We start from the raw sequence: 25,211 nt of genomic DNA, 5'->3' as shown, positions 1-25,211 counted from the left end.
GGGGGTAAGCCCCGCATAAAAGCAGTTAATGCCTGGGAGGCATGGTGGTGACCAAGGAAAAAATCTATCTCTTCGACACGACGCTCCGGGACGGGCAGCAGACGCCCGGCATCGATTTTTCCGTCGAGGACAAGATTGCGATCGCCGCCATGCTGGACGAGTTCGGCCTCGATTATGTCGAGGGCGGATATCCCGGCGCCAATCCGACGGACACCGCCTTCTTCAACGAGAAGCGCACCAGCCAGGCCCGCTTCGTCGCCTTCGGCATGACGAAGCGGGCGGGCGTTTCGGTCTCCAACGATCCCGGCATTGCCGGGCTGCTGCAGGCAAAATCCGACGCCATCTGTTTCGTCGCCAAGAGCTGGGATTATCATGTCGCGGTGGCGCTCGGCTGCACCAACGAGGAAAACCTCGAATGCATCGCCGAAAGCGTCAAGGCGGCGGTTGGCGCGGGCAAGGAGGCGATCGTCGATTGCGAGCATTTCTTCGACGGCTTCAAGGCCAATCCGGCCTATGCGCTCGCCTGCGCCAAGACGGCCTATGAGAGCGGCGCGCGCTGGGTCGTGCTCTGCGACACCAATGGCGGCACGCAGGCGCCGGAGGTGCGGGCGATCGTCGAGGCAGTGATCGACTCAGGCGTTCCCGGCCACTGTCTTGGCATCCATGCGCATAACGACACCGGCCAGGCGGTCGCCAATTCGCTTGCCGCCGTCGAAGCCGGCGTCAGGCAGATCCAGGGCACGCTCAACGGTATCGGCGAGCGCTGCGGCAATGCCAATCTGGTGACGCTGATCCCGACACTGGCGCTGAAAAGCGCCTACAACACACGTTTCGAAACGGCGATCGACGAAGAGCGGCTGCTCAACCTCACCCGGCTCTCGCATGCCTTCGACGAACTCCTCAATCGCTCGCCCGACCACCAGATGCCCTATGTCGGCGCCTCCGCCTTCGCCACCAAGGCCGGCATCCATGCATCAGCCTTGCTCAAGGATCCGCGGACCTATGAACACGTGCCGCCGGAGACCGTCGGTAATTTCCGCAAGGTCATGGTGTCGGACCAGGGCGGCAAGGCTAACTTCATCAATGCGCTGAAGCGGCGCGGCATCGCGGTCGCCAAGGACGACCCGAAGCTCGACCTGCTGATCTCGATCGTCAAGGAACGTGAATCCATCGGCTATGCCTATGAGGGCGCGGATGCGAGCTTCGAGTTGCTGGCGCGCCGAACGCTCGGCACGATCCCGGAATTCTTTACCATCGAAGGCTTCCGCGTGATGATCGAACGCCGCTTCGACAGTCTCGGCCGTGTGAAGATCGTCTCAGAGGCGGTGGTCAAGATCACCATCGACGGTCAGACGCTGATGTCGGTTGCCGATGCCGAAGGCCCCGTCAACGCACTCGACCTCGCGCTGCGCAAGGATTTCGGCAAGTACCAGCACGAGATCGACGATCTGGTGCTCGCCGACTTCAAGGTGCGTATCCTCAATGGCGGCACGGAGGCGATCACCCGCGTGCTGATCGAATCCACCGACAGTGACGGTGTACGCTGGTGGACCGTCGGCGTTTCGGAGAACATCATCGACGCTTCGTTCCAGGCGCTCATGGATTCGGTCATCTACAAGCTGATGAAGAACCGGCAGCTGGCGGGCAAGATCGCGGCGGAATAAACCTATTCCGCCGGCTCGGCGACGGGGTCCCAGCCCCTCGCCGGAATACCATTCGCTTCCTCGGACTCCGCCTTCTATCGCAGAGTGCGGGATCATTGCGTCGTCTCCCGTTTCAAATCCTCTCACCCTTCATTCAACGAAATGAATTGGCCTATTCACGGCGCTTAAGCTAGGCCGGATCAGAAGAAGAACAAAGATGGAAACACCGATGTCGACCGATGCATCCGTTCCGTTGGCCAAGAACGAAGACAGTCCGCGCGGTTTTGCCTTCGCGCTGACGGCCTACCTGCTCTGGGGCTTCCTGCCGATCTACATGAAGGCGGTGGCGCATATCTCGCCGGCCGAGGTGATCGCTCATCGCATCGTCTGGTCGCTGCCGCTGGCGGGCATCGTGCTGATCGTGCTCGGGCGCACGCAGGACATCCGCGCAGCACTCGGCTCGCCACGCATGCTGGGGATGGCGGCGCTGACGGCGTCGCTGATCACCGTCAACTGGGGCACCTATGTCTGGGCGATCGGCGCCGGCCATTCGCTCGATGCAGCACTCGGTTATTTCATCAATCCGCTGTTCAGCATCTTCCTCGGCGCAGTGTTCCTCAAGGAAAAGCTGCAGCCGCTGCAGATCGCCGCTATCGTGCTTGCGGCGCTTGCCGTCGCCATTCTCGCACTGGACAGCGGCGGCATCCCGTGGGTGGCGCTGACGCTGGCGGTTAGCTGGGGTTTCTACGCCCTGTTGCGCAAAACGCTGCCGCTCGGGCCGAATCAGGGCTTCTTCCTGGAAGTGCTGATCCTCAGCGGGCCGGCCCTCCTCTACATCCTCTATCTCGAATTCGGCGGCCAGGGCCACCTCTATCGCACCGGTCTTGCAGATACGACCCTGCTGCTCGGCTGCGGCGTGATCACCGCCGTGCCGCTGATGATCTATGCGAACGGCGCCAAGCTCCTGAAGCTCTCGACGATCGGCATCATGCAGTATATCGCGCCGACGATGATCTTCCTGATCGCGGTCTTTGTCTTCCGCGAGCCATTCGGCACGGCGCGCATGATCGCCTTCCCGCTGATCTGGGCGGGGCTGTTCCTCTATAGCTGGTCGATGCTGAAGGGAAGCCGAGCGCGCTGAAGCCGCGAGCATCTCCGACGCCGCGCGCACCTACATCTTCGAAATCACCTCGTCCTCGCCGTCGCGATCGGCGGCGAGCTGGGCTGCCTGGGCCATGATCGCCGGAATAATGCCGGAGATCTCGTCGACGACGAGGGGCTGCACCCGGTGGGCGGTGTGCAGGAAGCCCTCTTCGGTCATATGGCGCATCAGTTCCATCATCGGATCCCAGAAACCGTTGACGTTGGCAAAGACCATCGGCTTCTCGTGGCGGCCGAGCTGCGCCCAGGTCATGATCTCGACGATCTCCTCCAGCGTGCCGATGCCGCCGGGGAGTGCCACGAAAGCGTCGGAGCGCTCGAACATGGTGTGTTTGCGCGCATGCATGTCAGGGGTTACAATGAGTTCGTTGAGCTGACCGAGCGAGTGGCGAGTCGCTTCCATATCGATCAGGAATTCGGGAATGATGCCCGTGACCTGACCGCCGCCTGAAAGCACGCCGCTGGCAACCGCGCCCATGATGCCTTTGGTACCCCCGCCATAGACGAGGCGCAGGCCGTATTCGGCGATCTCTTTTCCGAGAGCACGCCCGGCCGCCATGTGGGAAGGATCGCGTCCCGGCCTGGAGCCGCAGTAAACGCAAATGGATCGAATCGATACAGATTGTTCGGTCATGAGGGCAAAACAACTATTCCATTTCAATGCAGTCAAGAAAATTGACTGAAAAGCAGCGTGCCTAGCTTGCCTAATTGCTTTGAATGCTTGTGGAAAGCAACGGGAATCGCTAGCAATTTTGGGTATTACGGCAAATTGCCGCCTTGGGAGACATAATGATGAAGAACCGTGCCGGCTTGCTGGCTCTTGCAGTCCTCGCAATCGCAATCCTACTGATGGTGTTTGTCGTCATGCCGCGCATCGGCAGCGATGCAACCAAGGTCGGCGACGCCATCAACCAGGCGAGCACGGAGGTCAAGAACACGGTTAACGAGGCGGCAAAGACATCGCGCTCCGCCGTGGGCGACGCGGCTGCAGTCGCCGACCAGGTGGGTCGCCTTTCGGCCGATGCCGGCGTATCGCTCAGTGAGCTCAAGGCGCTGTTTGCCGACGGCAAAGGCCCGGCCATCGATGTCTTCACTGCCGCCAAGACCAAGGCCGTCAACGCGCTGACCGCGCTTGCCGAATTCACCATTCCCGAGGGCCTCGATCCCGCGACCCAGACCCTTGCCGCCAAGGCCAAGGACGGTGGCGCGAAGGCGCTCGCCATCGTCCGGTCGCTGCCAGAGAACATCGCCGATGCGCTTGCCGCGATCGCCAAGGCCGAGGTTGCGCTGACCGGTGCGCCGAACACCGCCCCTGGGGCGAATACGGCAGCGGAAAATACCGGCCCGAAGCTTCCGGCCTTCGACGTATTGCGCGTCGAGCCCGACGGCTCGACGGTGATTGCCGGTTCCGCCGAACCGAACGGCAAGCTCGAGGTGCTCGACGGCGAGAAGGTGGTGACGACGGCCAATGTCGATGCGAGCGGCGATTTTGCTGCCGTTCTCGACGATCCGCTTCCGGCCGGCGACCACCAGCTCGTGCTGAAGTTCACGGGCAAGGACGGCAAGAGCACGCTTTCTGAAGAAGTCGCGACCATTTCCGTGCCGAAAGACGGTAATGGCGCCAATCTGCTCGCCATGGTTTCCAAACCCGGCGCGGCGAGCCGCATCATCACCGCGCCGAAGGCCGGAACCGAAGTTGCCGATGCCTCCAATCCGACGGTGCCGCCTGCTGACAAGCCGGCAACCGGCGAAAGCTCGACTGCTGCAGCAACCGGCGAGCTGGCTTTGCAGACGCCGAACCTCACCGACACCCCCTCCGGCGGCCCTGATACGGCGCCGGCCATTCCCGGCACCGCAGCATCGGATAATGTACCCGACGTGATGGTCAATGCCGTCGAGATCGAAGGCAACAAGATCTTCATTGCCGGCACGACGCGCTCCAATGCCAAGGTCATCGGTTATGCCGACGACAGCCTCGTCGGCCAGGACACAGCCGGCTCCGACGGCCATTTCGTCATCGACGGCGTGGTGGCGCTCTCGGTCGGCGACCACAAAATCCGCGTTGATGTCGTCGATCCCGCAGGCAAGGTGATCGTGCGTGCGGCGGTGAATTTCAATCGCCCGGCCGGCGATCAGGTGAGGGTTGCCGCGCAATCGGCGCCCGCCGACGCGAACGGTGCTTCCTCGATGGTGCCGCTCGACGAAGGCGAGCTCGGCAAACTCAAAGCAGAAGTCGGCAAGGCCTTCGGGCTGCTGAAGGGGCTATTTGCCGATGGCAAGCTGCCCGGGGCCGAACAGCTTGCGGCGGCGCGCTCGGCAACGGAATTCGCGCTGCGCTCCGTCGCCGACTTCCGTCCGGCCGCCGATGCGCCAGATGTCTTCAAGCAAACGTCCGGCTCCTCCTCGCAGATCGCCGGCAATGCGCTGAAGCTGCTGCAAGGCTTGCCTGGGGATGCGAAGTCCGTCGGCGCCGCACTCGACAAGCTGGGCGGGATGATCGCCGAACTCACCGCTGCACCCGCGCCGGCAACGCCATCTGCAAACGATGTCGGAAGCAACCAGCCGAAGACGATCGAACAGGCGCCGCTGACGGCAAACAACGCAGCGGTCATCATTCGCCGCGGCGACACGCTGTGGCAGATCTCGCGCCGCACCTATGGCCTCGGCGTTCGTTATACGACGATCTACATCGCCAACGAGGACAAGATCATGAATCCCGATCGCATTCGCCCCGGTCAGATCTTCGGCCTGCCGAAGGATGTATTGCCGAATGCCGAAGAGCTGCACCGCAAGCGTATGTCCGGCCAGCATCTCTAAGCTGCAAAACAACACGACAAGGCCGGGCGGGATAAGCGCCCGGCCGCGTCGTTTCCTTGCCCCAACAATTGTTGTATTCGTCCGCCCGGCACCCTATCTGGCGGTGGCGGCTGCGGGTTGTGGGAAGCGCTTTCAGGCACGTCCCGGTTCCGCGCTCTTGCCGGCATCGAAGCGCCGCAATCGCGGCAAGCCCATCCGGGCTGGAGACAAGCATGGCAAACGGCAAGACAGTCTCGGAATCCAACCTGGCGCAGACGCTTCTCAACCTCTGGCCCTATATGTGGCCGGCCGGCCGGCCCGACTTGAAAATGCGCGTCGTCTGGGCCTCGGTCTATCTGCTGATCTCCAAATTCGTCCTGCTGCTCGTTCCCTATTTCTTCAAATGGTCGACCGATGCGCTGAACGGCAGGATGGATCTTGCCGGCTCAGTGCCGCCGCTGCTGGCCGGCGCCATCGCGCTGGTGATCGCCTATAACATCACCCGGCTGATCCAGCTCGGCCTCAACCAGCTGCGCGACGCGCTCTTTGCCAGTGTCGGACAACATGCCGTGCGCCAGCTCGCCTACAGGACCTTCGTGCACATGCACGAGCTGTCGCTGCGCTTCCATCTAGAGCGCAAGACCGGCGGGCTGTCGCGCATTATCGAGCGCGGCACCAAGGGTATCGAGACGATCGTGCGCTTCACGATCCTCAATTCGGTCCCGACCGTCATCGAATTCCTGCTGACGGCAGCGATCTTCTGGTGGGGCTACGGCTTCTCCTATCTCGCCGTTACCGCCTTCACCGTCTGGGCCTATATCTGGTTCACGATCCGCGCATCCGATTGGCGCATCGCCATCCGCCGGTCGATGAACGACAGCGATACCGACGCCAACACCAAGGCGATCGACTCTCTCCTCAATTTCGAGACCGTCAAATATTTTGGCAATGAGGAGATGGAGGCAAAGCGTTTCGACAAATCGATGGAACGCTACGAGAAGGCGGCGACCGATGTCTGGACCTCGCTCGGCTGGCTGAATTTCGGCCAGGGCGTCATCTTCGGCATCGGCACGACGATCATGCTGGTGCTGTCGGCGCTGGCCGTGCAGCGCGGCGAGCAGACGGTCGGCGATTTCGTCTTCGTCAATTCGATGTTGCTGCAGCTTTCCGTACCGCTCAACTTCATCGGCTTCGTCTACCGCGAAATCCGCCAGGGACTGACCGACATCGAGCAGATGTTCGATTTGCTTGAGGTGCAGACCGAAGTCAAAGACGCGCCCGATGCGACCGAACTGCGGATCGGCCAGGGCGCGATTTCCTTCAAGGACGTGCACTTCGCCTATGATGCTGCCCGTCCGATACTGAAGGGCATTTCCTTCGAAGTGCCGGCCGGCAAGACGGTCGCCGTCGTCGGCCCGTCGGGCGCGGGCAAATCGACGCTGTCGCGCCTGCTCTATCGTTTCTACGATATCCAGAGCGGCGCAATCACCGTCGACGGTCAGGATATCCGCACGGTGACGCAGAAGAGCCTGCGCTCGGTGATCGGCATGGTGCCGCAGGATACCGTGCTCTTTAACGACACAGTCGCCTACAACATCCGCTACGGCCGCACATCGGCCAGCGACGGCGAGGTCTTTGCCGCCGCCGAGGTGGCGCAGATCGCGCATTTCATCGAAACGCTGCCTGAGGGTTTCGAAACCAAGGTCGGCGAGCGCGGGCTGAAGCTTTCGGGCGGCGAGAAACAACGGGTGGCGATCGCCCGCACCATTCTCAAGGCGCCACCGATCCTGATCCTCGACGAGGCCACGTCGGCGCTTGACACGACGACGGAACGGGAGATCCAGGAGGCACTCGACCTGGTTTCGAAGAACCGCACGACACTGGTCATCGCCCACCGGCTTTCGACGGTGATCGGCGCCGATGAAATCATCGTGCTCAAAAGCGGCGAGATCGCCGAGCGCGGAACACATGCCGCCCTCCTCGAAAGGAACGGCCTTTATGCTTCGATGTGGAACCGCCAGCGCGAGGCCACACAGGCGGAGGAACATCTGAAGCAGGTGCGCGAAAGCGACGACCTCGGCGTGATAACGCGGCTTGCTCCGGCAAGCTGACAGGGTAAACCGACGCCGGCCGGCTTTTGTTGTTCAGAACCCCGGCGCGGGAACCAGGGCCGAGGCCACAGCATTGCCCCAGAGACGGTTTTTCGCTAACCAGCAAAAATGAAAACGCAAGGAGACCGGCAGCCATGAGCCTGTTCAACACGGTTCGTAACACGATCGTCCCCGTGCACAAGGAAGGTTATCCCTTCGTTGCCGCCTTTTTCGTCGCGTCGCTGGTCCTGGGCTGGATCTTCAAGCCGCTCTTCTGGATCGGCATGATCTTCACGCTCTGGTGCGCCTATTTCTTCCGTGATCCCGAACGCATGACCCCGCAGGACGACGATCTGGTGATCTCTCCCGCCGACGGCAAGGTTTCGGCGATCCAGATGGTGACCCCGCCGGCCGAGCTCAACCTCGGCTCCGAGCCGATGCTGCGCATCTCCGTCTTCATGAACGTCTTCAATTGCCACGTGAACCGAGCGCCGATGCGCGGGCGCATCGTCAGCATCAACTACCGCTCCGGGAGCTTCGTCAACGCCGAGCTCGACAAGGCGAGCGAAGACAATGAGCGCAACGGGCTGGTGATCGAAACCGGCCACGGCCAGATCGGCGTGGTGCAGATCGCCGGCCTGGTGGCGCGGCGCATCCTTTGCTGGGCGAACCCCAACGAGCCGGTGGATGCCGGCGAGCGCTTCGGGCTGATCCGTTTCGGCTCGCGGCTCGATGTGTTCCTGCCCGCCGGTGCTGCGCCACGCGTCGCGCTTGGCCAGACGGCGGTTGCGGGAGAAACCGTGATCGCCGAATTCGCCTCCGCCAAGGGTCCCGTCATCAGCCGCCGCAGCTAGGAACGTCGATATGGAAACGCCCTTTCCGCCCTTCGAGCCCAATGGACCTGATGATTCCGCCCGCGGCCCGCGTCTGCGCGAAATCCCGCTCCGGCTCGTCTTTCCGAACCTGATCACCATTCTGGCGATCTGCGCCGGGCTGACCGGCATCCGGCTGGCTTTCGAGAACCGTTATGAACTCGCCGTCGCCATGGTGCTGCTCGCCGCCTTCCTCGACGGCATCGACGGGCGAGTGGCGCGGCTGATGAAGGCGACCTCGAAGTTCGGGGCGCAGATGGATTCGCTTGCCGACATCGTCAATTTCGGTGTCGCACCCGCCCTCGTCGTCTATGTCTTCGCTCTCGACCAGGCGCGTTCGCTCGGCTGGATTGCCGCCCTGATCTATGCGATCGCCGCCGGGCTTCGCCTCGCCCGCTTCAATGTCATGGCCGAACGCGAGAACAAGGCGAGCTGGCAATCGGAATATTTCGTCGGCGTGCCGGCGCCGGCCGGCGCCATGCTGGTGCTCTTGCCGGTCTATCTCGGCTTCCTCGGGCTGGCGACGGACCGCACCTTCGCCTATCTCTCGTCGATCTACACGGTGGTCATCGCCTTCCTGCTGATCAGCCGGCTGCCGGTCTGGTCGGGAAAATCGGAAGGCAATCGCTTGCGGCGCGATCTCGTGCTGCCGATGATGCTCGGCGTCGTGCTCTATGTGGCTCTGCTGATGAGCTACACCTGGGAGGTGATGGTCTTCACCGTTGCCGCCTACCTCATATCGCTCCCCTTCGGCGCACGAAAATGGCGGCGGAAATACGGGACGCTGACGATCGAGGAACCCGGCATCGGCGACGACGATATCGGCCGGCATATCTGATCTCCGAACATTTCCGGATTTCACCGAATGACGGAAATGCTTCTCTCCCTTCGTTGAGACGTATCCCCGGGAAAAGCATGCGCTTTCCCCGGAGAAAACTCTGCGCTTGTCCGAGTGAAAACTATTCCGTGCTTTTCCCCAGAAAACCGCTGTCGGACTTTTATTGGAACTGCTCTCTTCAGTAAGTATTAACCAACATAGGCTTCAGTTAAGCCTCGCGAATTATGGTGGGCGTTTACAAATCCTGATAAGCAGCGCCCCCGTTTTGTCGCTATTCGTGACGAAACATCAAACTATAAATTACCCAGGGAAGAACCACGTAAGGAGAGTATCGTGACTTCGAAGAAGAGCAGTACCGGCGAACAGCAGACGGCCAAGCCAGATCTCGCCGCCAACTATCGCCCCGTCGGCCTGAAGGCTGTTGCCGCAGCGTCGCTGATGGCGAAGCATAAGCCGACCAGCGTCAAAAAATCCGCTTGAGGCGGAAGGCTTCAAATTGGAATCATGCGTGCTTTCGGGTTACATGTGTTAGGCACCGCTGACGAAGTGAATGACGAGGCGATCGCCGGAGGTCTCCCGACAACACTCTGGCGACATAAGCACAACCCGAAAAACCTGATGGACGAAGCGACGCATCGCCGACGCTCATCTGAGACGTCGGCGCCGATCGGTCGCCGACGGGCCTGCAGCTATAGCGGATAGTGTTTAGAAGAAGCTGAGCTGGCCGTCGTCAGGCTTGTGCTTGTCGGGCGCCTTCAACGGCTTTTCGATGACGACCGGCTCCTGCAGGTCGGGACCCATATTGGCAACCTTGTTGACCTTGTCGGAGACCGGTACGGCCTCGAAGAAATCATCCTGAACCGGCTGCATCAGGTCGACCACCTCGCGCGGTTCCTGCGTCTTGCAATCGAGCCAGCGCGAAAAATCTTCGGGCTTGATGACGACAGGCATGCGATCATGGATCGCTGAAATGCCCGAATTGGCTGACGTCGTCAGGATCGCACCGGTATCGACCTCGGAGCCGTCGGCCGAGGACCATGTCTCCATCAACCCGGCAAAGGCGATCACCCCGCCCTGCCGCGGCCTGATCCAGTAGGCCTGCGGCTTCTCCCCGCTTTCTTTCGACGGCCTATGCCATTCATAGAAACCGGAGGCTGGAATGAGCACGCGGCGGTGACGCATGGCGGCGCGGAAAGAGGCCTTGCCAATCGCGGTTTCGGAGCGCGCGTTGATCAGCAGCGGGAAATCTCTCGGATCCTTGACCCAGCCCGGCGTAAGGCCCCAGCGCACGAGTACGGCACGCCGGTCGGCCAAGTTGCTGCCCTGCTCCCTACCCTCGCCCGATATGACGACGAGGATCGGCTGCGTCGGCGCTATGTTGTAGCGCGCCGGAAAATCGTTGAGATCGAGACCGGAGAAAAAATCGCTCAGCTCGACGCTGGAGACTGTCAGGGCGAAACGTCCACACATCGGTCTGTCTTTGCACCCGGCTCGTATCCGGTCAAGACGCCTCAGCCTCTCGGCGCGAAGAGGATAAGGCTGGCGCCGGCAAGGCAGATCAGCGCGCCGCCGATATCGTAACGATCAGGCACGCGGCTCTCGATCAGCCACAGCCAGAGCAGCGAGGCGAGGATATAAATGCCGCCGTAGGCCGCGAAGGTACGGCCGGCAGCCTCGCTCGGCACCAGCGTCAGAAGCCAGGCGAAAAGCGCCAGCGAGACCATGCCCGGCGCCAGCCACCAGACGGGCTTTTCGAGCTTCAGCCATGCCCAGAAGGCAAAGCAGCCGGCGATCTCGAAGAGGGCAGCAAACGCAAAGATGATGTAGGTCACGGAAGCACCTTTCGAATCCCCGTCGCGCTATTCCTCCGATAAGATCAGCCATCACAGCAAGAGCAGCCTCCGATGATCTCCACCGCCAAAGCCGCTTCCTCCGCCATTCTCGAACGCGACGGACGATTCCTCCTCGTGTTGCGGCGCAATCCGCCTTCCGCCGACATGTACGCCTTTCCCGGCGGGCGGGCCGAGCCCGGCGAAACGCCGGAGCAAACGGCATTGCGCGAACTCCATGAAGAGACCGGCATTTCGGCACGCAATCCGCGGCTGTTTTCGACCTATGACCTGAAGACGCATGCGGCCGACGGCAGCGTCAAGAGCCATTTCCTGCTGTCGGTCTTTCGCGTCGATGCGGATCGGGATGCCGTTGCGGAAGCCGCCGACGATGCGGCCGCCCTCGGCTGGTACACGGTGGAGGAAATCCGGCAATTGCCCGTGCCGCAGAGCGTGCTCGAATGCGCGGAGCGGCTTTCGGGCGGCGAATAGACGTGGAAATTTTAAAGCACGCCTTGTTGCCGTCATGCTGAGCGTATCAACTGTGAGCATGATTCCCGTCCGACGCGTTTTTCTGTCCCTGCTCATGCTCGCCGGCCCCACGATGGCGCAGGGCAAGAACACGCCGCCTCCACAGGAGGAGGAGATTGCACCGCCGATCGTGAACGTGCCCTATGACGACAAGCTGGCGCGGTTTGCCGAGGTGCTGGGTTCGGTGCATTACCTGAGAACGCTCTGCAAGGCGGCGGGTGGCGACGAGTGGCGAAACGGCATGCAGCAGCTGCTCGATTCGGAGACCGGCAACGAGCCGCAGCGCAAGGAAAAGCTGACGGCGGCCTTCAATCGCGGCTATCGCGCCTTCGCCTCGGTCTATACGGATTGCACCCCGGCGGCCATCGTGGCAGAAGAGCGCTACCGTAACGAAGGTGCAACACTCGCCACAGAAATTACCTCGCGCTTTGGAAATTGACGTTTAATTAACCTGTTTTCGCAAGCGGACGTGTCGTTTTGGGAAAAGGCTGTTAGTGTTGTTAACTGTGCAGTAAGACATGAGAAGTTCTGAGGAAAAGACAATGGAAGCAAGCCTCAACGACATCGACGACATGATCGTCCACGAAAAGATGCAGGCAGCTCTGGAGTACCAGAACGAGGCTTGGGCCGACGGCATGGCCGACGGGATCGAGCCTGAAATCATCGCTGATGCTGCCATTGCACATGCGCTGCGCGAGACGATCAGATTGCATGGGGAAAAGAGCGCCGAAGCCCTGCTCGATTCGCTGCGGGAGCGCATGCTTGCCGGCGAATTCTCCGCGAACCGCACCCTGCAATAATTTATCAGAGAGTTTGATGCACACCGGTAAAGACAAAGTTTCGCGAATTTCGCTCGCGCCGGTGCTGCTTGCGTTCAGCCTCGCCGCCGGCAATTTCCTTGCGCCGGCAGCCCACGCGCTTTCCGAACTGCACAAGATCCCTGGCCAGGCGGCCAACGAGACACCTGCACAGGGAAGCGCTCAGGGACAGAGCCAGCCGCAGGGCGGGGCCACTCCCGGCGTTCCCATGGCCGATCCGCTGGTCAACAGCCAGGACAATCAGGGTGTCGACAAGACGCCGGGCGCTCAGGACAATTCCAAGCCCGCCGAGGTGATCTACGACATCAGCAAGGTGCCAGAGCCGGTTCGCAAGATGCGCGAGCAGATCGTCGAAGCGGCTGCCTCCGGCGATCTCGAGCGGCTGCGACCGCTGATGGGCGCCGGCGCCGACCAGACGCAGGTGACTGTGGGCGAACCGACCGACGATCCGATCGGCACGCTGAAGGATTTGTCGGGTGATCCCGATGGCGACGAGATCCTTGCCATCATGCTCGACATCATCTCGACCGGCTTCGTGCATGTCGGCCAGGGCACGCCCGACGACATGTATGTCTGGCCCTATTTTGCCGAGAAGGACCTGAAGTCGCTGACACCGCCGGAGCGCGTCGAGCTGCTGCGCATCGTCACGGCCGGCGATCTCTCCGACATGCAGGAATTCGGCGGATATAATTTCTATCGCCTCGGCATTACGCCTGAGGGTAAATGGAAATTCTTCACAGCGGGCGATTGATGCCCGTCTCGCCTGCGCTTTTCACGTTTCGCATGGCGCTTGCGATCCACCTCATGAAGACATACCTCTGAGCGATAACCAACGCGACAGGTTCCGCCATGCCAGCCGTATTCCTGAAAGACCGCTCCTTGCTCTTCGTCAGCGGCGCGGAAGCCCAATCCTTCCTGCAGAACCTGATCACCACCGATATCGCCGCGCTCGACACCGACGAGGCGCGGCCCGGGGCATTGCTGACGCCGCAGGGCAAGATCCTGTTCGACTTCATGATCTGGCAGGATGGCGAAGGTTACATGATCGAGACCGATGCCGGCCAGCGCGACGGCCTGCTGAAGCGGCTGACGATGTACAAGCTGCGCGCCGCCGTCACAGTTGCGCCAAGCACCGAAGAGGGTGTCACCGTTTTCTGGGGTGAGGACGCCGAGGGCGCCCGGGGCAGCCAGGGCGCCCGAGACAGCCGCTTCGCCAAGGCGGGCGTCACGCTGACTCGTCGGGCAGGAAGACACGGCGATGGTGCAGAAGCGCTCTACGACGCGCTGCGCATCAGCCACGGCGTCGTCACATCAGGATCTGACTTCGCCCTGCAGGACGCCTTCCCGCATGATGTGCTGATGGATTTCAACGGCGGCCTCTCCTTCCGGAAAGGCTGCTATGTCGGCCAGGAGGTCGTCTCGCGCATGCAACACCGAGGCACTGCGCGCCGGCGCGTCGTGACGGTGTCCGCCGCAACGGATCTGCCGGGGACCGGGACGGAGATCACCGCCGCGGGCAAGCCGGTCGGTACGCTCGGTTCGGTCGACGGCGGCAATGGACTTGCGATTGTGCGCATCGACCGCGCCGGCGCCGCAATGGCGGCAGGCACGCCTCTGCTCGCCGGCGAAACGCCCGTTTCCCTCGTCCTGCCGGCATGGTCCGGTCTCGTCTTTCCCACAAGCGGCGACGAGGCCAGCGCGTGACAACGACGAAAGCTCCGCGTGCCTGGCAACGCATGCTGTCCGGGCGCAGGCTCGACCTGCTCGACCCCTCGCCGCTCGATGTCGAACTGATCGACATCGCCCATGGGCTTGCGCGCGTGGCCCGCTGGAACGGCCAGACTTCCGGCGATCATGCTTTTTCGGTGGCCCAGCACAGTCTCGTCGTCGAGGATATCTTCCGCCGCGTCAACGACGCGCGGCCGCAGGAGTGCCTAATGGCGCTGCTGCACGATGCACCCGAATATGTGATCGGCGACATGATCTCGCCGTTCAAATCGGTGGTCGGCGGCGGCTACAAGACGGTGGAAAAGCGGCTGGAAGCCGCCGTGCACCTGCGCTTCGGCCTGCCGCCGCATCCCTCGCGCGATCTCAAGGACCGGATCAAAAAAGCCGACACGATCGCCGCCTATTTCGAAGCGACCGTGCTTGCCGGTTTCACACCCGCCGAGGCACAGAAATTCTTCGGCCAGCCGCGCGGCATCAGCAAGGACATGCTGATGATCGAGCCCCTGCCCGCGATCGAAGCGCAGCGTTTGTTCTGCGAGCGCTTCGCGGCGATCGAGGTCGAACGGGAGGTGGTATCGTGACCTTCATCGTCGTGTCGCCGCTGTCGCGCATCGCAGAAATGGCTGTGCGCCACAAGGCGCGTGACATGATCAGTCTGATCGCCAAGGAGCAAGCCTTTCACCGGCCGGGCGTGATCGCGGCCGAGCGCCATCTGACACTTGGTATGAACGATATCGTCTTCAAGGGCACCGGCGATCTCGTGGCGCCTGACGAGACGCATGTACGCGGGATTATCGACTTTGCCGCCTCGTGGCGGCAGGAGACGCCGCTGCTTATCCATTGCTGGATGGGCGTGTCGCGATCGCCAGCCGCAGCGCTCATTGCCGCGCTGTCGCTGGCACCCGATCAGAGCGAGGAAACGCTTGCCCGGCGGCTGCGGGCCGCCTCGCCTTTCGCGACGCCGAATTCCCGACTGATCGAGATCGGTGACGCGCTGCTTAACCGCAGCGGCCGGCTTGTCGCGGCGGTGCGGGCAATCGGACGCGGTGCCGATGCCGACGGCAATGCGCCCTTCGTGCTTGCGATCCGAGACGCCGCCTGCGGTTGACGCTGCCGCCAGGCGCTCCATCTAGCCCCCGACCACGAACAACCGACAGGGCCAGATCATGGAACAACAGGCAGCCGATGTCCTCCTCGCCACGCGAACGGCACTCAGCCAGGCAAGCGCACTTGCCGTGCAATATTCCTTCTCCGTCCTCGGAGCTGTGATCCTGCTCGTCCTCGGCTGGACGCTCGCCGGTTTTGCCAGCCGCTGGGCTTATGAAGGCCTGTCGCGCGTTCATGGTATCGACGAGACACTGGCGCGATTCTTCACCAATGTGCTGCGCTATGCGCTGCTCATCCTGGTGTTCATCACAGTGCTCGGTCAATTCGGCGTCCAGACCGCCTCGATCATCGCCGCCCTCGGCGCGGCGGGCCTAGCGATCGGACTGGCGCTGCAAGGGACGCTGCAGAATATCGCCGCCGGTATCATGCTGCTGATCCTCAGGCCGTTCCGCGTCGGCGAATATATCGAGACCAGCAGCGTGGCCGGCACGGTGCGCGAAATCGGATTGTTTGCGACCGAACTCAGAACTGGTGACGGGCTCTACCGGTTGGCGCCGAATTCGACGCTCTGGAACACGCCCATTACCAATTTCAGCCGCGAGCCTACGCGGCGGGACGAGCTGAAAATCAGCGTCGCCCCTGAGGATGACATCGATCTGGCGATGGAGAGGCTGATGGGCCTTGCCAAAGGTGATTCCAGAGTGCTGACGTCACCGGCACCCAGCGTCTTCATCGATAGCCTCGGTGACAGTGCGATCTCCGTAACGCTGCGCTATTGGACAAAGACCGGCGATTGGTGGCTTGTCAGCCGTGACATGGTGAAGCGCGTGAAACTCGCCTTCGACGAGAATCCTGCCGCTGTGGCGGATGCTTCAGATGCCGCGCCGTCAAAAAGGTCCAATGGCGGGGCAACCGCCGAAAGACCGACGCAGACGCGGCAGTAAGACATTGCAGCGCCGTGGACGTTTTAAGACCAGCGAGGCTGTGCGCACTTTGAAATTGCTGCGTAGCTTTGTCCTTCAATCGATTCCCATTTAAGGAATTGTGCCGTAGCTATTGGATGACGCCGCAGGAAAGTCTTTCGCCGGCATCACCAGAAGGCTGGCTGCGATAATCATCCGAATTGGCGTGCACCATCAATGCGCGGCCGCGAATACCGTCGGTCTTGCCGTCGAGCGTGACCATGCTGTCGAAAATCTGTGCCCGCAACACGCCGTCCTGCCCGACATATTGGTTGGGCATGTCGCCGGCGTGCGGACCCTTGGCGGCAAGAATGCCGTGCTCTGCCTTCTCAGGATTGAAATGACCGCCCGCCGATTCGTGATGGGTCGCGGCGTCGCAGCGCCCGGTCTCATGAACATGGAAGGCCACCCATTTGTTCGCCGGCAGTCCCGATATCTCGACTTCGATCAGGACGCCGCCAGTGGCGGCAGCCGTCAGCTGCGCGCGACCGTCTTCCTTGCCGTCCTTGCCGACGAAATTGGCGACCGCCGTCTGCTTGTCCTGAGCGCCGGCCGGCAATGCAACCGCAAGCAGGCTCAGGGCGACGATAATGCGCATGGCTTTCATGGAGATCTCCTTTCGTCCGGTTGTCCTTCTGAACGTGTCAAACCGGAAGGTGTTCCTGATGCAGAGCGCCGCGTGTCCGACAGGACGCGCTAAGGACGCTCTACGACTTTAAATTGGCGCATAATCCTCTCCGAAAATCATTCCGATTTTCGGGGTTATCTGCAGGGTATATCGAACGAGAAAAGCCGGCCAAACGGCCGGCTTGCAGATCGCCCGAATTGAGACGCCGGTCGTCAGGCGACAGCGTTGAAGTCGAACTGGCCGTAAGTGTTGCGGTAGAGATCGTCGGACTGATCGCCGGTCGCCGGCGCGGTCTGCTGCAACGGATAGGAAACCGCGATGCTGCTTGCCGTGCCACTGTTGCGCGTGTCCATCATCAGCGCGATCAGGCTGCCGGAAAATTTCGGCTGCGTGTCGCTGGCCGTGTCGTCTTCCAGGAGTTCCTTGATGATGCCGGGTTTCTCATCGGCGGCACGTTCGCCGCGGCTGAGGACGCCATCGCCATTGGCATCGAGACGCGAAAGCGTCGCCAGATATGCATATGAGGTGTCTGAAACGGATGTGGTGCTGGTCATACAAACCTCCATTCACCGCCTTTTGCCGGTGGTGTTTGTACGCAATACGAACGTGGAAAATCAGTGTTGACTCGGTGGTTAAACTGATTTGCGCAGTGCGTCAATAAGTTGTTAACTTCTCATTAACGATGATTGACAGCAGTTAACGGAATGCGCCGAGGCCAAACTTCCGTCTGCGTCAGACAACGGGCGCCCACCGGCATTTCAGCGATTTTTCACATATAAAACAAACGTCTAACAAACTGCCATCGCTGCTGCACTGCAACCGAATATTAATCCGGCCCATCCACAATGGGCGTTGCAAGGCACCACCTTGACGTTCGGCTTATAAAAAATCAATTTTATGTTCACTTTAGAAAGGTTTTCCGAAGCGATGAGGTACGTTCATCAGTTGAAGACGATCATTGCCGTCGCAGCCCTCCCACCGGACGCGCCCACATGAAAGCTGAAGCGCTCTTCTGGCAGCAATGCAGCCAGGCCGTCACGGCCGATGGATCGGTCGATGCGCAGCGTCTGATGGAGCTGGTGATCGCGACCTACCGCGTCCATGAAAGCGACTATGGCGAAATCGAGCGAAGCGCTGAAACGTTGTTGAGGGAGAACCATAGGCTGAGAGGGAATATTTCAACCCTCAGCCAGGCGTTCGACGGACAGAAAAAACTCTTCGAAATCATCCTCAACAACCTGCCGCTCGGTCTCAGCGTCTTCGACTCCGACCAGCGGCTGACGCTTTCCAACATCCGCTTCCGTCAGCTCTTCGACCTAACGGATGAAGATGTCATTGCTGGCGCGACAATCGCCGATCTCACGGCCAAAATGCGCGGCACGGAGAGCGCCAGCGCCAAGCCCGGCCGGCGGACCGGGCGACATTCCTCCGCAAACGCAAGAAGCAGTGGTATCCGTCGGCGCGAATGGTTGATGGATGATGGCCGCATCATCCAGAGCATGGTGACTATCCTTTCCGACGGCAGCAACATTTCCATTCATGCCGATATCACCGAGGATCGAAGGGCGGCCGAGCGCATCACCTATCTCGCCCACCACGACCCGCTGACCGGCCTTCCGAACCGCATCCATTTTCGCGAGCAGGTCGATGCGACGCTCACAGAACGCAAGCCCGATGAGCAGATCGCCCTCGTCCATCTCAATCTCGACCGCTTCAAATCGATCAACAACACGATGGGCGTGTCAGTCGGCGACAAGATCCTGCAGCAAGTCGCAGAGCGCATCCGAGCCTCGGCCGGTTCGGAGAACAGCCTGGCGCGACTCGGCTCTGACGAATTCGCCATCCTGCAGACGGGCAGACAGCAGCCGTGGAACGTGACGGCACTTGCCGAGCAGATCCGCCGTGAGCTTTCCGGACCATTCTTCCACGGCGAGAAACAGGTGGAACTCAGCGTCTCTATGGGGATCGCTGTCGCCCCTGAGGATGGCGAAGAAACCGATATCCTTTTGAAAAATGCCGGCGTGGCGCTGTCGCATGCCAAGGCGGATGGGCGCAAGCGCGAGCGCTTCTTCACCGGTGAGATGGAAGCGCAGATGCAGTTGCGCCATGCGCTGGAGGCAGATCTGCGGGCCGCAGTCGAGAACGAGGAATTCGAGCTGCATTACCAGCCGCTCTACGATCTTTCTGAGCGGCGGATCTGCGGTTTCGAAGCGTTGATCCGCTGGAACCATCCGGTCCGAGGCCGCGTTCCACCGATGGATTTCATTCCGCTTGCCGAAGAGGTCGGCCTCGTCGTCGATATCGGCCGCTGGGTTTTGCGCCGGGCCTGCAACGATGCAGCGTTATGGCCGGAGGGCATCAAGATCGCCGTCAACGTCTCGGCGATCCAGTTCAGCAGCAGCGAGCTGACGCGCGATGTCAACGAGGCGCTCGCCGCCGCCGCGCTATCGCCGTCGCGGCTCGAACTCGAAATCACCGAGAGCGTGCTGATGGAAAATCTGAGCGAAGTCTTGCCAATCCTGCATGCGCTGAAGGAGCGCGGCATCCGCATCTCGATGGACGATTTCGGAACCGGCTATTCCTCGTTGAGCTACCTCTCGAGCTTTCCCTTCGACAAGATCAAAATCGACAAATCCTTCGTCAACGACATTGTCGACAACAAGGAAGCACACGCGATCATGCGCGCGATCATCCTGCTCGGCGATGCGCTCGGCATGCGTGTCACCGTCGAAGGCGTCGAGACGGCCGCGCAGCTGGCGTTGCTCGAATGCGAGGAATGCGATGAGATCCAGGGCTATCACATCAGTCCGCCGAGACCGGTGTGTGACGTGCCCCATCTTCTCTCCCTGCCGCCGAAGAACGGCGGCGTGAGGCGTCTTCCCAAAGCCAAGCGCTGAGATCACCCTCGATTGCGACTCGCACGGCAAGCCGTTAGAACAGGATGATTTTAGGCCAGGTCGGCCTAAAATCTGAATCCTGTTCTACAATATATAGTTAGAGCATGATGTCGCCCGAAAACCGCTCACACTTTTCGGCATCATGCTCTAGAAAATCGGCTGCGATTGCGAGATCTGGCTGTCGCATTCTCTTACCGTCCGCATCCACTTCCGCGCCGATGCTCTATCGGCGGAAAACGATCTTCCTCATGACAGGTGGCGCTATGTTTGCGGCTGAAGCCTTCTCCCCACACGAAACGCTTGCCGCGGCGCTGATTGCGCATGCGGCCGACGGCGACGACGGCTCGCACGACCTTGCCCATATCCTGCGCGTCTTCAGGAATGCCATGCGCATCCATGCGAGAGAAGGCGGCGACGGGCAGGTTCTTGCCGCTTCCGTACTGCTGCACGACTGCGTCGTCGTCGAGAAGAATTCGCCGCTGCGGGCAAAAGCGTCGGCTTTGGCGGCGGAGAAAGCATCGGCGATCCTGGCAGAACTCGGCTGGAGCGGCGCGGATATCGAAGCCGCGGCCCACGCAATCACCGCGCACAGCTTCTCGGCCGGGGTGGCGCCGCAGACGCTGGAGGCGAAGATCCTGCAGGATGCCGACCGGCTGGACGCGATCGGCATGATCGGCGCCGCACGATGCTTCTATATCGCCGGGCGACTGGGATCCGGGCTCTATGATCCGTTCGACCCGGCGGCGGCAGACCGCCCGCTCGATGACAAGCGTTATGCCATTGACCATTTCCAGACGAAGCTGTTCAAACTGGCGGACGGATTCCAGACCGAGACCGGCCGCAGGCTGGCGGCCGCGCGTGACAAAAGCCTGCGCGATTTTCTCTCGGAATTCATGGACGAAATCTAGGAGAACGGCATGCGTGTCAGCGACCTCTTCATCTACCCGCTCAAAAGCGCACGCGGCATTGCGCTGCCGACCGCCGACATCGACGCCTACGGGCTTCCCGGCGACCGGCGGGCGATGGTCACCGATGCGCAGGGGCACTTCATCACCCAGCGCGAGCTGCCCGACCTCGCACGCATCGAGGTGCGGCCGGAAGCGAGTGCCTTTCGGCTGCTGATGCAGGGGAAAACGGACATATCGGTACCATCGCCTCAGCCTGAAGCCCGCATGGATGTGATCGTGTGGAAATCTGCCGTCAGCGCCGCCATCGCCGATCCGGAGAGCAACCGGCAGCTTTCGGAATGGCTTGGCCGCGAGGTCGGCCTAGTGTTCTTCGACGGGCAGGCGCGGCGGACGGCGAATGCCGAATGGGCCGGCGAAGCCACGCCCGTGACCTTTACCGACGGCTACCAGATCCTGGTGACGACGACCGGCTCGCTGAAAGCATTGAATGCCGATCTCGCCGCCCATGGCGAGGGCAGCGTCGGCATGGAACGCTTCCGTCCGAACATCGTCATCGATACAGACGAGGCCTGGGCGGAGGACCGCTGGGCGGCGATCGAGATCGCCGGCATCCGCTTCGATCTCGTCAAACCCTGCTCCCGCTGCATCATGACGACGCAGGACCAACTGACCGGGTCCCGCGAGGGACCAAACCCGATGCCGGCCATGGGCCGCATCCGCATGTCGGCCGACCGGCGTGTGCCCGGCCCGCTCTTCGGCTGGAACGTCACGCCGCGCGGCAGCGGCAGCATCACGATCGGTGACATCGTTCGCATCGTTGAAGAGAGGCCGGAAGGCTGGGCGCTCAAGCGTCGCGCCGCAGCGTAGCCTTTTCAGACGCGATCAAGTGCGGCATCGATCTCCGCCATGACATCGGCCGGCAGTGGTCCCTTCTCCAGCGCACCGGCATTTTCCTCCACCTGGGCAACGGTGCGGAACCCCGGAATGGGAAGGGTGCGCGGCGAGCGTGCCCAGAGCCAGGCAAGCGCGCCCTGCGTCAGCGTGCGGCCGCCTGATGTCAGGAGATCGCGGACGGCATCGAGCCGTGCGGCGAATTCCGGGGCCATGCGCCCGTCCTTGAAATAGACCATCCAGTCAAGGGCCGTCCCACGGACATCCTTGGCGCCCACCGCCTTGTCGGCGGTGAACTTGCCGGTCAGCAGCCCCATGGCCAGCGGACCACGATTGATGGAGATCAGCCCCTTCCCCTCGATCATCGCAATCATCTCCGGCACCGGTTCGAAAACGTTCATCGTATGCTGGATCGAGACGTAGCCCTGGCGGCCGACATGACGGGCGGCACGATCGGGAAAATCGGTGCTCCAGCCGAACGCATCGATCTTGCCTTCGGCGCGCAGCGCTTCCAGCATATCGAAGACGGCATCCGACTGTTCCAGCGGAAAATCATTGAGATGGAACTGCAGGAGATCGAGGCGATCGCGCTTGAGACGGCGCAGCGAAGTCTCGACCGAACGGCGGATGAAGGCCTCATCGGCAAAGGCGCCGGTTGCCTGCTTGGTTTGCGAATCGGTGGCGAAGCCGAACTTGGTGGCGACGACGATATCGTCGCGATTGCCGATCGCCCGGCCAAGCACCTCCTCCGAGTGGCCGGCGCCGTAATTCGAGGCCGTGTCGAAGAAGCGGATGCCGAGATCGATGGCGCAGTTGATCGCCCGCACGGATTCATCGTCGTCGACATCGCCCCAGCCGAGCGGCGTGTCGCCGGCGAAGAAGGGACCGCCAATCGCCCAGCATCCCATACCGAGGCGCAGAATTTCGCGGCCGGTCCAGAGCGTGATCGTCGTCGGTGATGCGGTCTTGGTCAGCATGAGGTCCTCCTTGATTGGCAATCCTCTGGAGACATAGGAAGCGCTCATCGGCGGGTAAACCGTCAAATCCGGAGGATGTTTTGCACCCGTAAAAAACGCGATCAGGCGGAAATACCATTCGGGCCGGAAAGCGTCCGCAAGGCTGGATTAAGCGCCTTGAGCGCCGCCTGAACGAAGCCCTCGCGGGCAGTTGCCGCCTCGATGCCGCGCGGCTCGTAGACATGACGATGCAGAAAGAACCCTGTCAGACGGAATGCGGCTGCGAGACTATCGAAGTCGGCCGCGTGATTGCCCTCGATGCTGAGGAACGGTGGCAGGAGCAGCATCTTGTCCGCCCAGGGGGCACCAGCGGCGCGGCTGACCGCGCGGCCGGATTTCGGCGAGACATAGACGAGATCGGAACGGGCGCCGGTGGCGGCGCATTCGGCAAGATCGAGGCCGAAGCCGAGGTCGTTCAGCACCGCAAGCTCGAAGCGCACGAAGAGTTCGCCGGCATCGGCCGGATTGTGCAGGTGATCGAGGATGACCTCCAGCGCATCGAAGAGGTGCGGATGCGGGTCACGCTCCGGCAGCAGCCGCAGCAGCGCGCCCATCGCCTGGACACCGTAGACGGCGGTTGCCGTTTCCATCAGCCGGGCAGCGCGCAGCGTCACCGGCTCGACGCGGAATTCGCCCAGATGCTCGTCAAGCCGGGCACGCCAGATGACCTCCACGGCATTGCCCGCCTGCAGCACCGGCTGCATGGCGCGCGAGCGGCCGGAGCGCACCAGGCCGAGATGGCGGCCGCGATCACGCGTCATTACCTCAGCGATGACGCTCGTCTCGCCGTGGCGCTTGACGCCCAGGATGATCGCATGGTCCTGCCACTGCATCGAAAGAAGTCCTTACGGCTGACGAATCCATTCTACTGCATAATTCAATGCGTTACAGCGTCCTTTGCGCGTCTGAAAAGACGCGCTCCAATGCAAGGTCTGGATTCTGTCATGGACCGCGTCAGGCGACAGCCGGGAAAAGCCTCTGCAGGAACTCCCGCATCGCCGTTTCGTCGAAAGGCTTCACCAGAAGCGGTATGTTCTGCAGATCGGGCGGGAAATCGCCGGTATCGGAATAGCCGCTGACGAAGCCGAAGGGAATGCCGATATCGAGAAGATGGCGGGCAAATCCGAAGCTCATGCCCTCGCCGAGATTGACGTCGAGAAGGGCGAAATCATATGTCTCCGCAGCAATGGCAGCCCTCGCCTGTTCGACGCTGCCGACAATATCGATGCTCCCGACGCCGGCCAGGCGGAGAATATCCTCCGCCTCCATCGCGATGATCAGACTGTCTTCAAGAACCAGAACACGGATTGCGCTCATGATTCGATGCCTCTCGTCGGGCGCCTGTCGCAGCGCCCCGGCCGTTTCGCCAACATCATTGCCCTCCGGTGCCCCGCATGGCACGCTATCGGTGAATTCCGCCACCTTTTCTGAATAAACCATTTTTCTGCCCGGTCGATAAGAATCAAAATCGGAGGAAGGATGACGGCCGACCTTATTTTCCTTGCTGCTAATCTGCATTTAAAAAAGACATAACGAAGCTGCTTGGCTAAAGCATGTCGCGCAAAAGTGCGCAGTGGTTTTGCGCTAACGACATGCGTAGAACAAACACCCAAAGCGCGAGGAGTGAATCTGAAAGATCGCGAGGCGCTTTAGATGAACGGGCGTTTGCCCTCTCCGAGCCCTTCCCAGCCTGATATCGCCATCAATTCCTCGCCATTCAGCACCTCGCAGCCGCGCTCCTGCCAGCGGATCAACCCGCGTTCGCTGAGCTTTTTCAACGTCTTGTTGGTGTGAACGATGGAAAGACCGAGCGTGTCGGCGATGTGCTGCTGGGTGATGGGGATGAATTTGCGGCCGTTGAAGATACTGAGCTTCCGACCGCGCTCGAACAGGAAAGCGATCAGGTAGGCTGCTCTTTCCAGCGCCGTGCGGCGGCCTATGCTCAAGAGATGCTCATCCAGGATGCGCTCCTCGCGCGCGGCGATCCAAGTGATGTCGAAGGCGAGCGAGGCGTGCTTGTTGTAGAGCGTCATCAGCCTGTCACGCTCGAAGACACAAAGGGACACGGGCGAAAGCGCTTCGACGGAATGTTGCATCTCACCGGCAATCGTTCCCTGCAGTCCGACCAGGTCGCCCGGCATGATATAATTCAGAATCTGGCGGCGTCCGTCCTCCAGCATCTTGTAGCGGAAGCCCCAGCCGGCAAGCACCGTGAAGAGATGAGCGCTGTGTGCGCCCTCGACGAGGATGGTGGAGCCGGCATCGACGGCAAGCTCACCCCTCTTGAAGCTCGAGACGAATTCCAGCTCGTCACGACTGAATTCCCTGAAATGCGGCAAGGGCCGCAAAGGACATTGCTCGCAAGGGGTCTTGAAAGAATTGATGGATCTCGACGTCGCCATACTTGCCCTTGCCGTCGCAAAATCGGCGCGCCAACGTTGGCGCGCCGTTCATCAATGAATGCGCGAGCCACGGATTTGTTCCGTGAGCGATGCG

General features: G+C 61.4%; 27 protein-coding genes. 18 read left to right on the top strand and 9 right to left on the bottom strand.

Features of this window, described 5'->3' with window-relative positions; genetic code table 11:
* Positions 1-41 precede the first annotated feature (41 nt).
* On the top strand, positions 42-1,664 hold the full coding sequence (gene cimA, locus G9X64_RS10020) for a citramalate synthase (RefSeq protein ID WP_171376508.1): 1,623 nt from the start codon (positions 42-44) through the stop codon (positions 1,662-1,664).
* Positions 1,665-1,872: 208 nt separating this feature from the next.
* Entirely contained in the window at positions 1,873-2,784 is a 912-nt protein-coding gene (rarD, locus tag G9X64_RS10015) for an EamA family transporter RarD (RefSeq protein WP_168309778.1), read from the top strand.
* Positions 2,785-2,814: 30 nt separating this feature from the next.
* Here rarD and G9X64_RS10010 read toward each other — a convergent pair whose 3' ends face one another.
* Positions 2,815-3,438, bottom strand: coding sequence for an LOG family protein (locus G9X64_RS10010; protein ID WP_168309777.1), 624 nt, complete (start codon positions 3,436-3,438; stop codon positions 2,815-2,817).
* Between the two features lie 155 nt (positions 3,439-3,593).
* On the opposite strand from G9X64_RS10010, the gene G9X64_RS10005 reads away from it, so the two are divergent.
* The 5 genes from G9X64_RS10005 (at position 3,594) to G9X64_RS09985 (ending at position 9,880) form a co-directional block, all read left to right on the top strand.
* Positions 3,594-5,621 (top strand): LysM peptidoglycan-binding domain-containing protein, encoded by a 2,028-nt coding sequence (locus G9X64_RS10005; RefSeq protein ID WP_171376507.1) that lies wholly within the window; start codon positions 3,594-3,596, stop codon positions 5,619-5,621.
* Between the two features lie 212 nt (positions 5,622-5,833).
* Positions 5,834-7,711 (top strand): ABCB family ABC transporter ATP-binding protein/permease, encoded by a 1,878-nt coding sequence (locus tag G9X64_RS10000; RefSeq protein ID WP_168309775.1) that lies wholly within the window; start codon positions 5,834-5,836, stop codon positions 7,709-7,711.
* A 26-nt stretch (positions 7,712-7,737) separates the two neighbouring features.
* The gene (locus tag G9X64_RS09995; RefSeq protein ID WP_312864034.1) at positions 7,738-8,544 is read left to right on the top strand and encodes a phosphatidylserine decarboxylase; all 807 of its coding nucleotides are present in this window, start codon (positions 7,738-7,740) and stop codon (positions 8,542-8,544) included.
* Between the two features lie 10 nt (positions 8,545-8,554).
* On the top strand, positions 8,555-9,400 hold the full coding sequence (gene pssA, locus G9X64_RS09990; protein WP_171376506.1) for a CDP-diacylglycerol--serine O-phosphatidyltransferase: 846 nt from the start codon (positions 8,555-8,557) through the stop codon (positions 9,398-9,400).
* Between the two features lie 333 nt (positions 9,401-9,733).
* Positions 9,734-9,880 (top strand): hypothetical protein, encoded by a 147-nt coding sequence (locus G9X64_RS09985; protein WP_168309772.1) that lies wholly within the window; start codon positions 9,734-9,736, stop codon positions 9,878-9,880.
* A 225-nt stretch (positions 9,881-10,105) separates the two neighbouring features.
* Here the strand turns inward: G9X64_RS09985 and G9X64_RS09980 are convergent, their stop codons facing one another.
* Positions 10,106-10,870: an SOS response-associated peptidase gene (locus G9X64_RS09980; protein WP_168309771.1), complete on the bottom strand. Its 765-nt coding sequence runs from the start codon at positions 10,868-10,870 to the stop codon at positions 10,106-10,108.
* Positions 10,871-10,911: 41 nt separating this feature from the next.
* Positions 10,912-11,232, bottom strand: a complete 321-nt coding sequence (locus tag G9X64_RS09975; protein WP_168309770.1) for a YnfA family protein — start codon at positions 11,230-11,232, stop codon at positions 10,912-10,914.
* Positions 11,233-11,304: 72 nt separating this feature from the next.
* Here G9X64_RS09975 and G9X64_RS09970 point away from each other — a divergent pair, with 72 nt between their 5' ends.
* From G9X64_RS09970 to G9X64_RS09935, 8 genes are all read left to right on the top strand, one after another.
* Complete coding sequence (locus G9X64_RS09970) at positions 11,305-11,721, top strand: NUDIX hydrolase (RefSeq protein ID WP_168309769.1); 417 nt, start codon at positions 11,305-11,307, stop codon at positions 11,719-11,721.
* A gap of 34 nt (positions 11,722-11,755) precedes the next feature.
* Positions 11,756-12,199 (top strand): TIGR02301 family protein, encoded by a 444-nt coding sequence (locus tag G9X64_RS09965; protein WP_168309768.1) that lies wholly within the window; start codon positions 11,756-11,758, stop codon positions 12,197-12,199.
* A 103-nt stretch (positions 12,200-12,302) separates the two neighbouring features.
* Positions 12,303-12,560: a hypothetical protein gene (locus G9X64_RS09960; RefSeq protein WP_003546972.1), complete on the top strand. Its 258-nt coding sequence runs from the start codon at positions 12,303-12,305 to the stop codon at positions 12,558-12,560.
* Between the two features lie 16 nt (positions 12,561-12,576).
* Complete coding sequence (locus G9X64_RS09955; RefSeq protein WP_168309767.1) at positions 12,577-13,329, top strand: hypothetical protein; 753 nt, start codon at positions 12,577-12,579, stop codon at positions 13,327-13,329.
* A gap of 98 nt (positions 13,330-13,427) precedes the next feature.
* Positions 13,428-14,282: a CAF17-like 4Fe-4S cluster assembly/insertion protein YgfZ gene (ygfZ, locus tag G9X64_RS09950; RefSeq protein ID WP_168309766.1), complete on the top strand. Its 855-nt coding sequence runs from the start codon at positions 13,428-13,430 to the stop codon at positions 14,280-14,282.
* Complete coding sequence (locus G9X64_RS09945; protein ID WP_168309765.1) at positions 14,279-14,887, top strand: YfbR-like 5'-deoxynucleotidase; 609 nt, start codon at positions 14,279-14,281, stop codon at positions 14,885-14,887. Before ygfZ ends, G9X64_RS09945 begins: the two co-directional genes overlap by 4 nt.
* On the top strand, positions 14,884-15,414 hold the full coding sequence (locus tag G9X64_RS09940; RefSeq protein WP_168309764.1) for a tyrosine phosphatase family protein: 531 nt from the start codon (positions 14,884-14,886) through the stop codon (positions 15,412-15,414). Before G9X64_RS09945 ends, G9X64_RS09940 begins: the two co-directional genes overlap by 4 nt.
* 58 nt (positions 15,415-15,472) lie before the next feature.
* Positions 15,473-16,357, top strand: a complete 885-nt coding sequence (locus G9X64_RS09935; RefSeq protein ID WP_168309763.1) for a mechanosensitive ion channel family protein — start codon at positions 15,473-15,475, stop codon at positions 16,355-16,357.
* 109 nt (positions 16,358-16,466) lie between these two features.
* On the opposite strand, the gene G9X64_RS09930 is transcribed toward G9X64_RS09935, so the two are convergent.
* Together G9X64_RS09930 and G9X64_RS09925 are read right to left on the bottom strand one after the other, a co-directional pair.
* Positions 16,467-16,982 (bottom strand): superoxide dismutase family protein, encoded by a 516-nt coding sequence (locus tag G9X64_RS09930; RefSeq protein WP_168309762.1) that lies wholly within the window; start codon positions 16,980-16,982, stop codon positions 16,467-16,469.
* Positions 16,983-17,215: 233 nt separating this feature from the next.
* Positions 17,216-17,569 carry a hypothetical protein gene (locus G9X64_RS09925; RefSeq protein ID WP_171376505.1) on the bottom strand — a complete coding sequence of 118 codons (354 nt, stop codon included), beginning with the start codon at positions 17,567-17,569 and terminating at the stop codon, positions 17,216-17,218.
* 426 nt (positions 17,570-17,995) lie between these two features.
* Between G9X64_RS09925 and G9X64_RS09920 the strand changes: the two genes are divergently transcribed.
* The 3 genes from G9X64_RS09920 to G9X64_RS09910 all read left to right on the top strand — a co-directional run bounded on the left by G9X64_RS09920 (position 17,996) and on the right by G9X64_RS09910 (position 21,675).
* A complete protein-coding gene (locus G9X64_RS09920; protein ID WP_168309760.1) occupies positions 17,996-19,900 on the top strand; it encodes a putative bifunctional diguanylate cyclase/phosphodiesterase in 1,905 nt (634 codons plus the stop codon).
* Positions 19,901-20,148: 248 nt separating this feature from the next.
* Positions 20,149-20,808: an HD domain-containing protein gene (locus G9X64_RS09915; RefSeq protein ID WP_171376504.1), complete on the top strand. Its 660-nt coding sequence runs from the start codon at positions 20,149-20,151 to the stop codon at positions 20,806-20,808.
* A gap of 9 nt (positions 20,809-20,817) precedes the next feature.
* Positions 20,818-21,675, top strand: a complete 858-nt coding sequence (locus tag G9X64_RS09910) for an MOSC domain-containing protein (RefSeq protein WP_168309759.1) — start codon at positions 20,818-20,820, stop codon at positions 21,673-21,675.
* Between the two features lie 5 nt (positions 21,676-21,680).
* Here the strand turns inward: G9X64_RS09910 and G9X64_RS09905 are convergent, their stop codons facing one another.
* From G9X64_RS09905 to G9X64_RS09890, 4 genes are all read right to left on the bottom strand, one after another.
* A complete protein-coding gene (locus tag G9X64_RS09905) occupies positions 21,681-22,676 on the bottom strand; it encodes an aldo/keto reductase (RefSeq protein WP_168309758.1) in 996 nt (331 codons plus the stop codon).
* Between the two features lie 101 nt (positions 22,677-22,777).
* Positions 22,778-23,548, bottom strand: a complete 771-nt coding sequence (gene recO / locus G9X64_RS09900; protein WP_168309757.1) for a DNA repair protein RecO — start codon at positions 23,546-23,548, stop codon at positions 22,778-22,780.
* Between the two features lie 121 nt (positions 23,549-23,669).
* Entirely contained in the window at positions 23,670-24,155 is a 486-nt protein-coding gene (locus tag G9X64_RS09895; protein WP_168309756.1) for a response regulator, read from the bottom strand.
* Positions 24,156-24,364: 209 nt separating this feature from the next.
* The gene (locus G9X64_RS09890; RefSeq protein WP_168309755.1) at positions 24,365-25,117 is read right to left on the bottom strand and encodes a Crp/Fnr family transcriptional regulator; all 753 of its coding nucleotides are present in this window, start codon (positions 25,115-25,117) and stop codon (positions 24,365-24,367) included.
* Between the last annotated feature and the right edge of the window lie 94 nt (positions 25,118-25,211).

This window comes from Rhizobium sophorae (assembly GCF_013087515.1).
Lineage (GTDB): Bacteria > Pseudomonadota > Alphaproteobacteria > Rhizobiales > Rhizobiaceae > Rhizobium > Rhizobium sophorae.
The sequence above is the reverse complement of the archived record's forward strand: the minus strand, read 5'-3'. Positions and strand labels throughout refer to the sequence as shown.

What these genes read in the sequence shown, in the direction of transcription:
- cimA (WP_171376508.1), top strand. Translation starts at nt 42, where the DNA reads ATGGTGGTGACCAAGGAAAAAATCTATCTCTTCGACACGACGCTCCGG.
- rarD (WP_168309778.1), top strand. Translation starts at nt 1,873, where the DNA reads ATGTCGACCGATGCATCCGTTCCGTTGGCCAAGAACGAAGACAGTCCG.
- G9X64_RS10010 (WP_168309777.1), bottom strand. Translation starts at nt 3,438, where the DNA reads ATGACCGAACAATCTGTATCGATTCGATCCATTTGCGTTTACTGCGGC.
- G9X64_RS10005 (WP_171376507.1), top strand. Translation starts at nt 3,594, where the DNA reads ATGATGAAGAACCGTGCCGGCTTGCTGGCTCTTGCAGTCCTCGCAATC.
- G9X64_RS10000 (WP_168309775.1), top strand. Translation starts at nt 5,834, where the DNA reads ATGGCAAACGGCAAGACAGTCTCGGAATCCAACCTGGCGCAGACGCTT.
- pssA (WP_171376506.1), top strand. Translation starts at nt 8,555, where the DNA reads ATGGAAACGCCCTTTCCGCCCTTCGAGCCCAATGGACCTGATGATTCC.
- G9X64_RS09980 (WP_168309771.1), bottom strand. Translation starts at nt 10,870, where the DNA reads ATGTGTGGACGTTTCGCCCTGACAGTCTCCAGCGTCGAGCTGAGCGAT.
- G9X64_RS09970 (WP_168309769.1), top strand. Translation starts at nt 11,305, where the DNA reads ATGATCTCCACCGCCAAAGCCGCTTCCTCCGCCATTCTCGAACGCGAC.
- G9X64_RS09965 (WP_168309768.1), top strand. Translation starts at nt 11,756, where the DNA reads ATGCTGAGCGTATCAACTGTGAGCATGATTCCCGTCCGACGCGTTTTT.
- G9X64_RS09960 (WP_003546972.1), top strand. Translation starts at nt 12,303, where the DNA reads ATGGAAGCAAGCCTCAACGACATCGACGACATGATCGTCCACGAAAAG.
- G9X64_RS09955 (WP_168309767.1), top strand. Translation starts at nt 12,577, where the DNA reads ATGCACACCGGTAAAGACAAAGTTTCGCGAATTTCGCTCGCGCCGGTG.
- ygfZ (WP_168309766.1), top strand. Translation starts at nt 13,428, where the DNA reads ATGCCAGCCGTATTCCTGAAAGACCGCTCCTTGCTCTTCGTCAGCGGC.
- G9X64_RS09935 (WP_168309763.1), top strand. Translation starts at nt 15,473, where the DNA reads ATGGAACAACAGGCAGCCGATGTCCTCCTCGCCACGCGAACGGCACTC.
- G9X64_RS09930 (WP_168309762.1), bottom strand. Translation starts at nt 16,982, where the DNA reads ATGAAAGCCATGCGCATTATCGTCGCCCTGAGCCTGCTTGCGGTTGCA.
- G9X64_RS09925 (WP_171376505.1), bottom strand. Translation starts at nt 17,569, where the DNA reads ATGGAGGTTTGTATGACCAGCACCACATCCGTTTCAGACACCTCATAT.
- G9X64_RS09920 (WP_168309760.1), top strand. Translation starts at nt 17,996, where the DNA reads ATGAAAGCTGAAGCGCTCTTCTGGCAGCAATGCAGCCAGGCCGTCACG.
- G9X64_RS09915 (WP_171376504.1), top strand. Translation starts at nt 20,149, where the DNA reads ATGACAGGTGGCGCTATGTTTGCGGCTGAAGCCTTCTCCCCACACGAA.
- G9X64_RS09910 (WP_168309759.1), top strand. Translation starts at nt 20,818, where the DNA reads ATGCGTGTCAGCGACCTCTTCATCTACCCGCTCAAAAGCGCACGCGGC.
- G9X64_RS09905 (WP_168309758.1), bottom strand. Translation starts at nt 22,676, where the DNA reads ATGCTGACCAAGACCGCATCACCGACGACGATCACGCTCTGGACCGGC.
- recO (WP_168309757.1), bottom strand. Translation starts at nt 23,548, where the DNA reads ATGCAGTGGCAGGACCATGCGATCATCCTGGGCGTCAAGCGCCACGGC.
- G9X64_RS09895 (WP_168309756.1), bottom strand. Translation starts at nt 24,155, where the DNA reads ATGGTTTATTCAGAAAAGGTGGCGGAATTCACCGATAGCGTGCCATGC.
- G9X64_RS09890 (WP_168309755.1), bottom strand. Translation starts at nt 25,117, where the DNA reads ATGGCGACGTCGAGATCCATCAATTCTTTCAAGACCCCTTGCGAGCAA.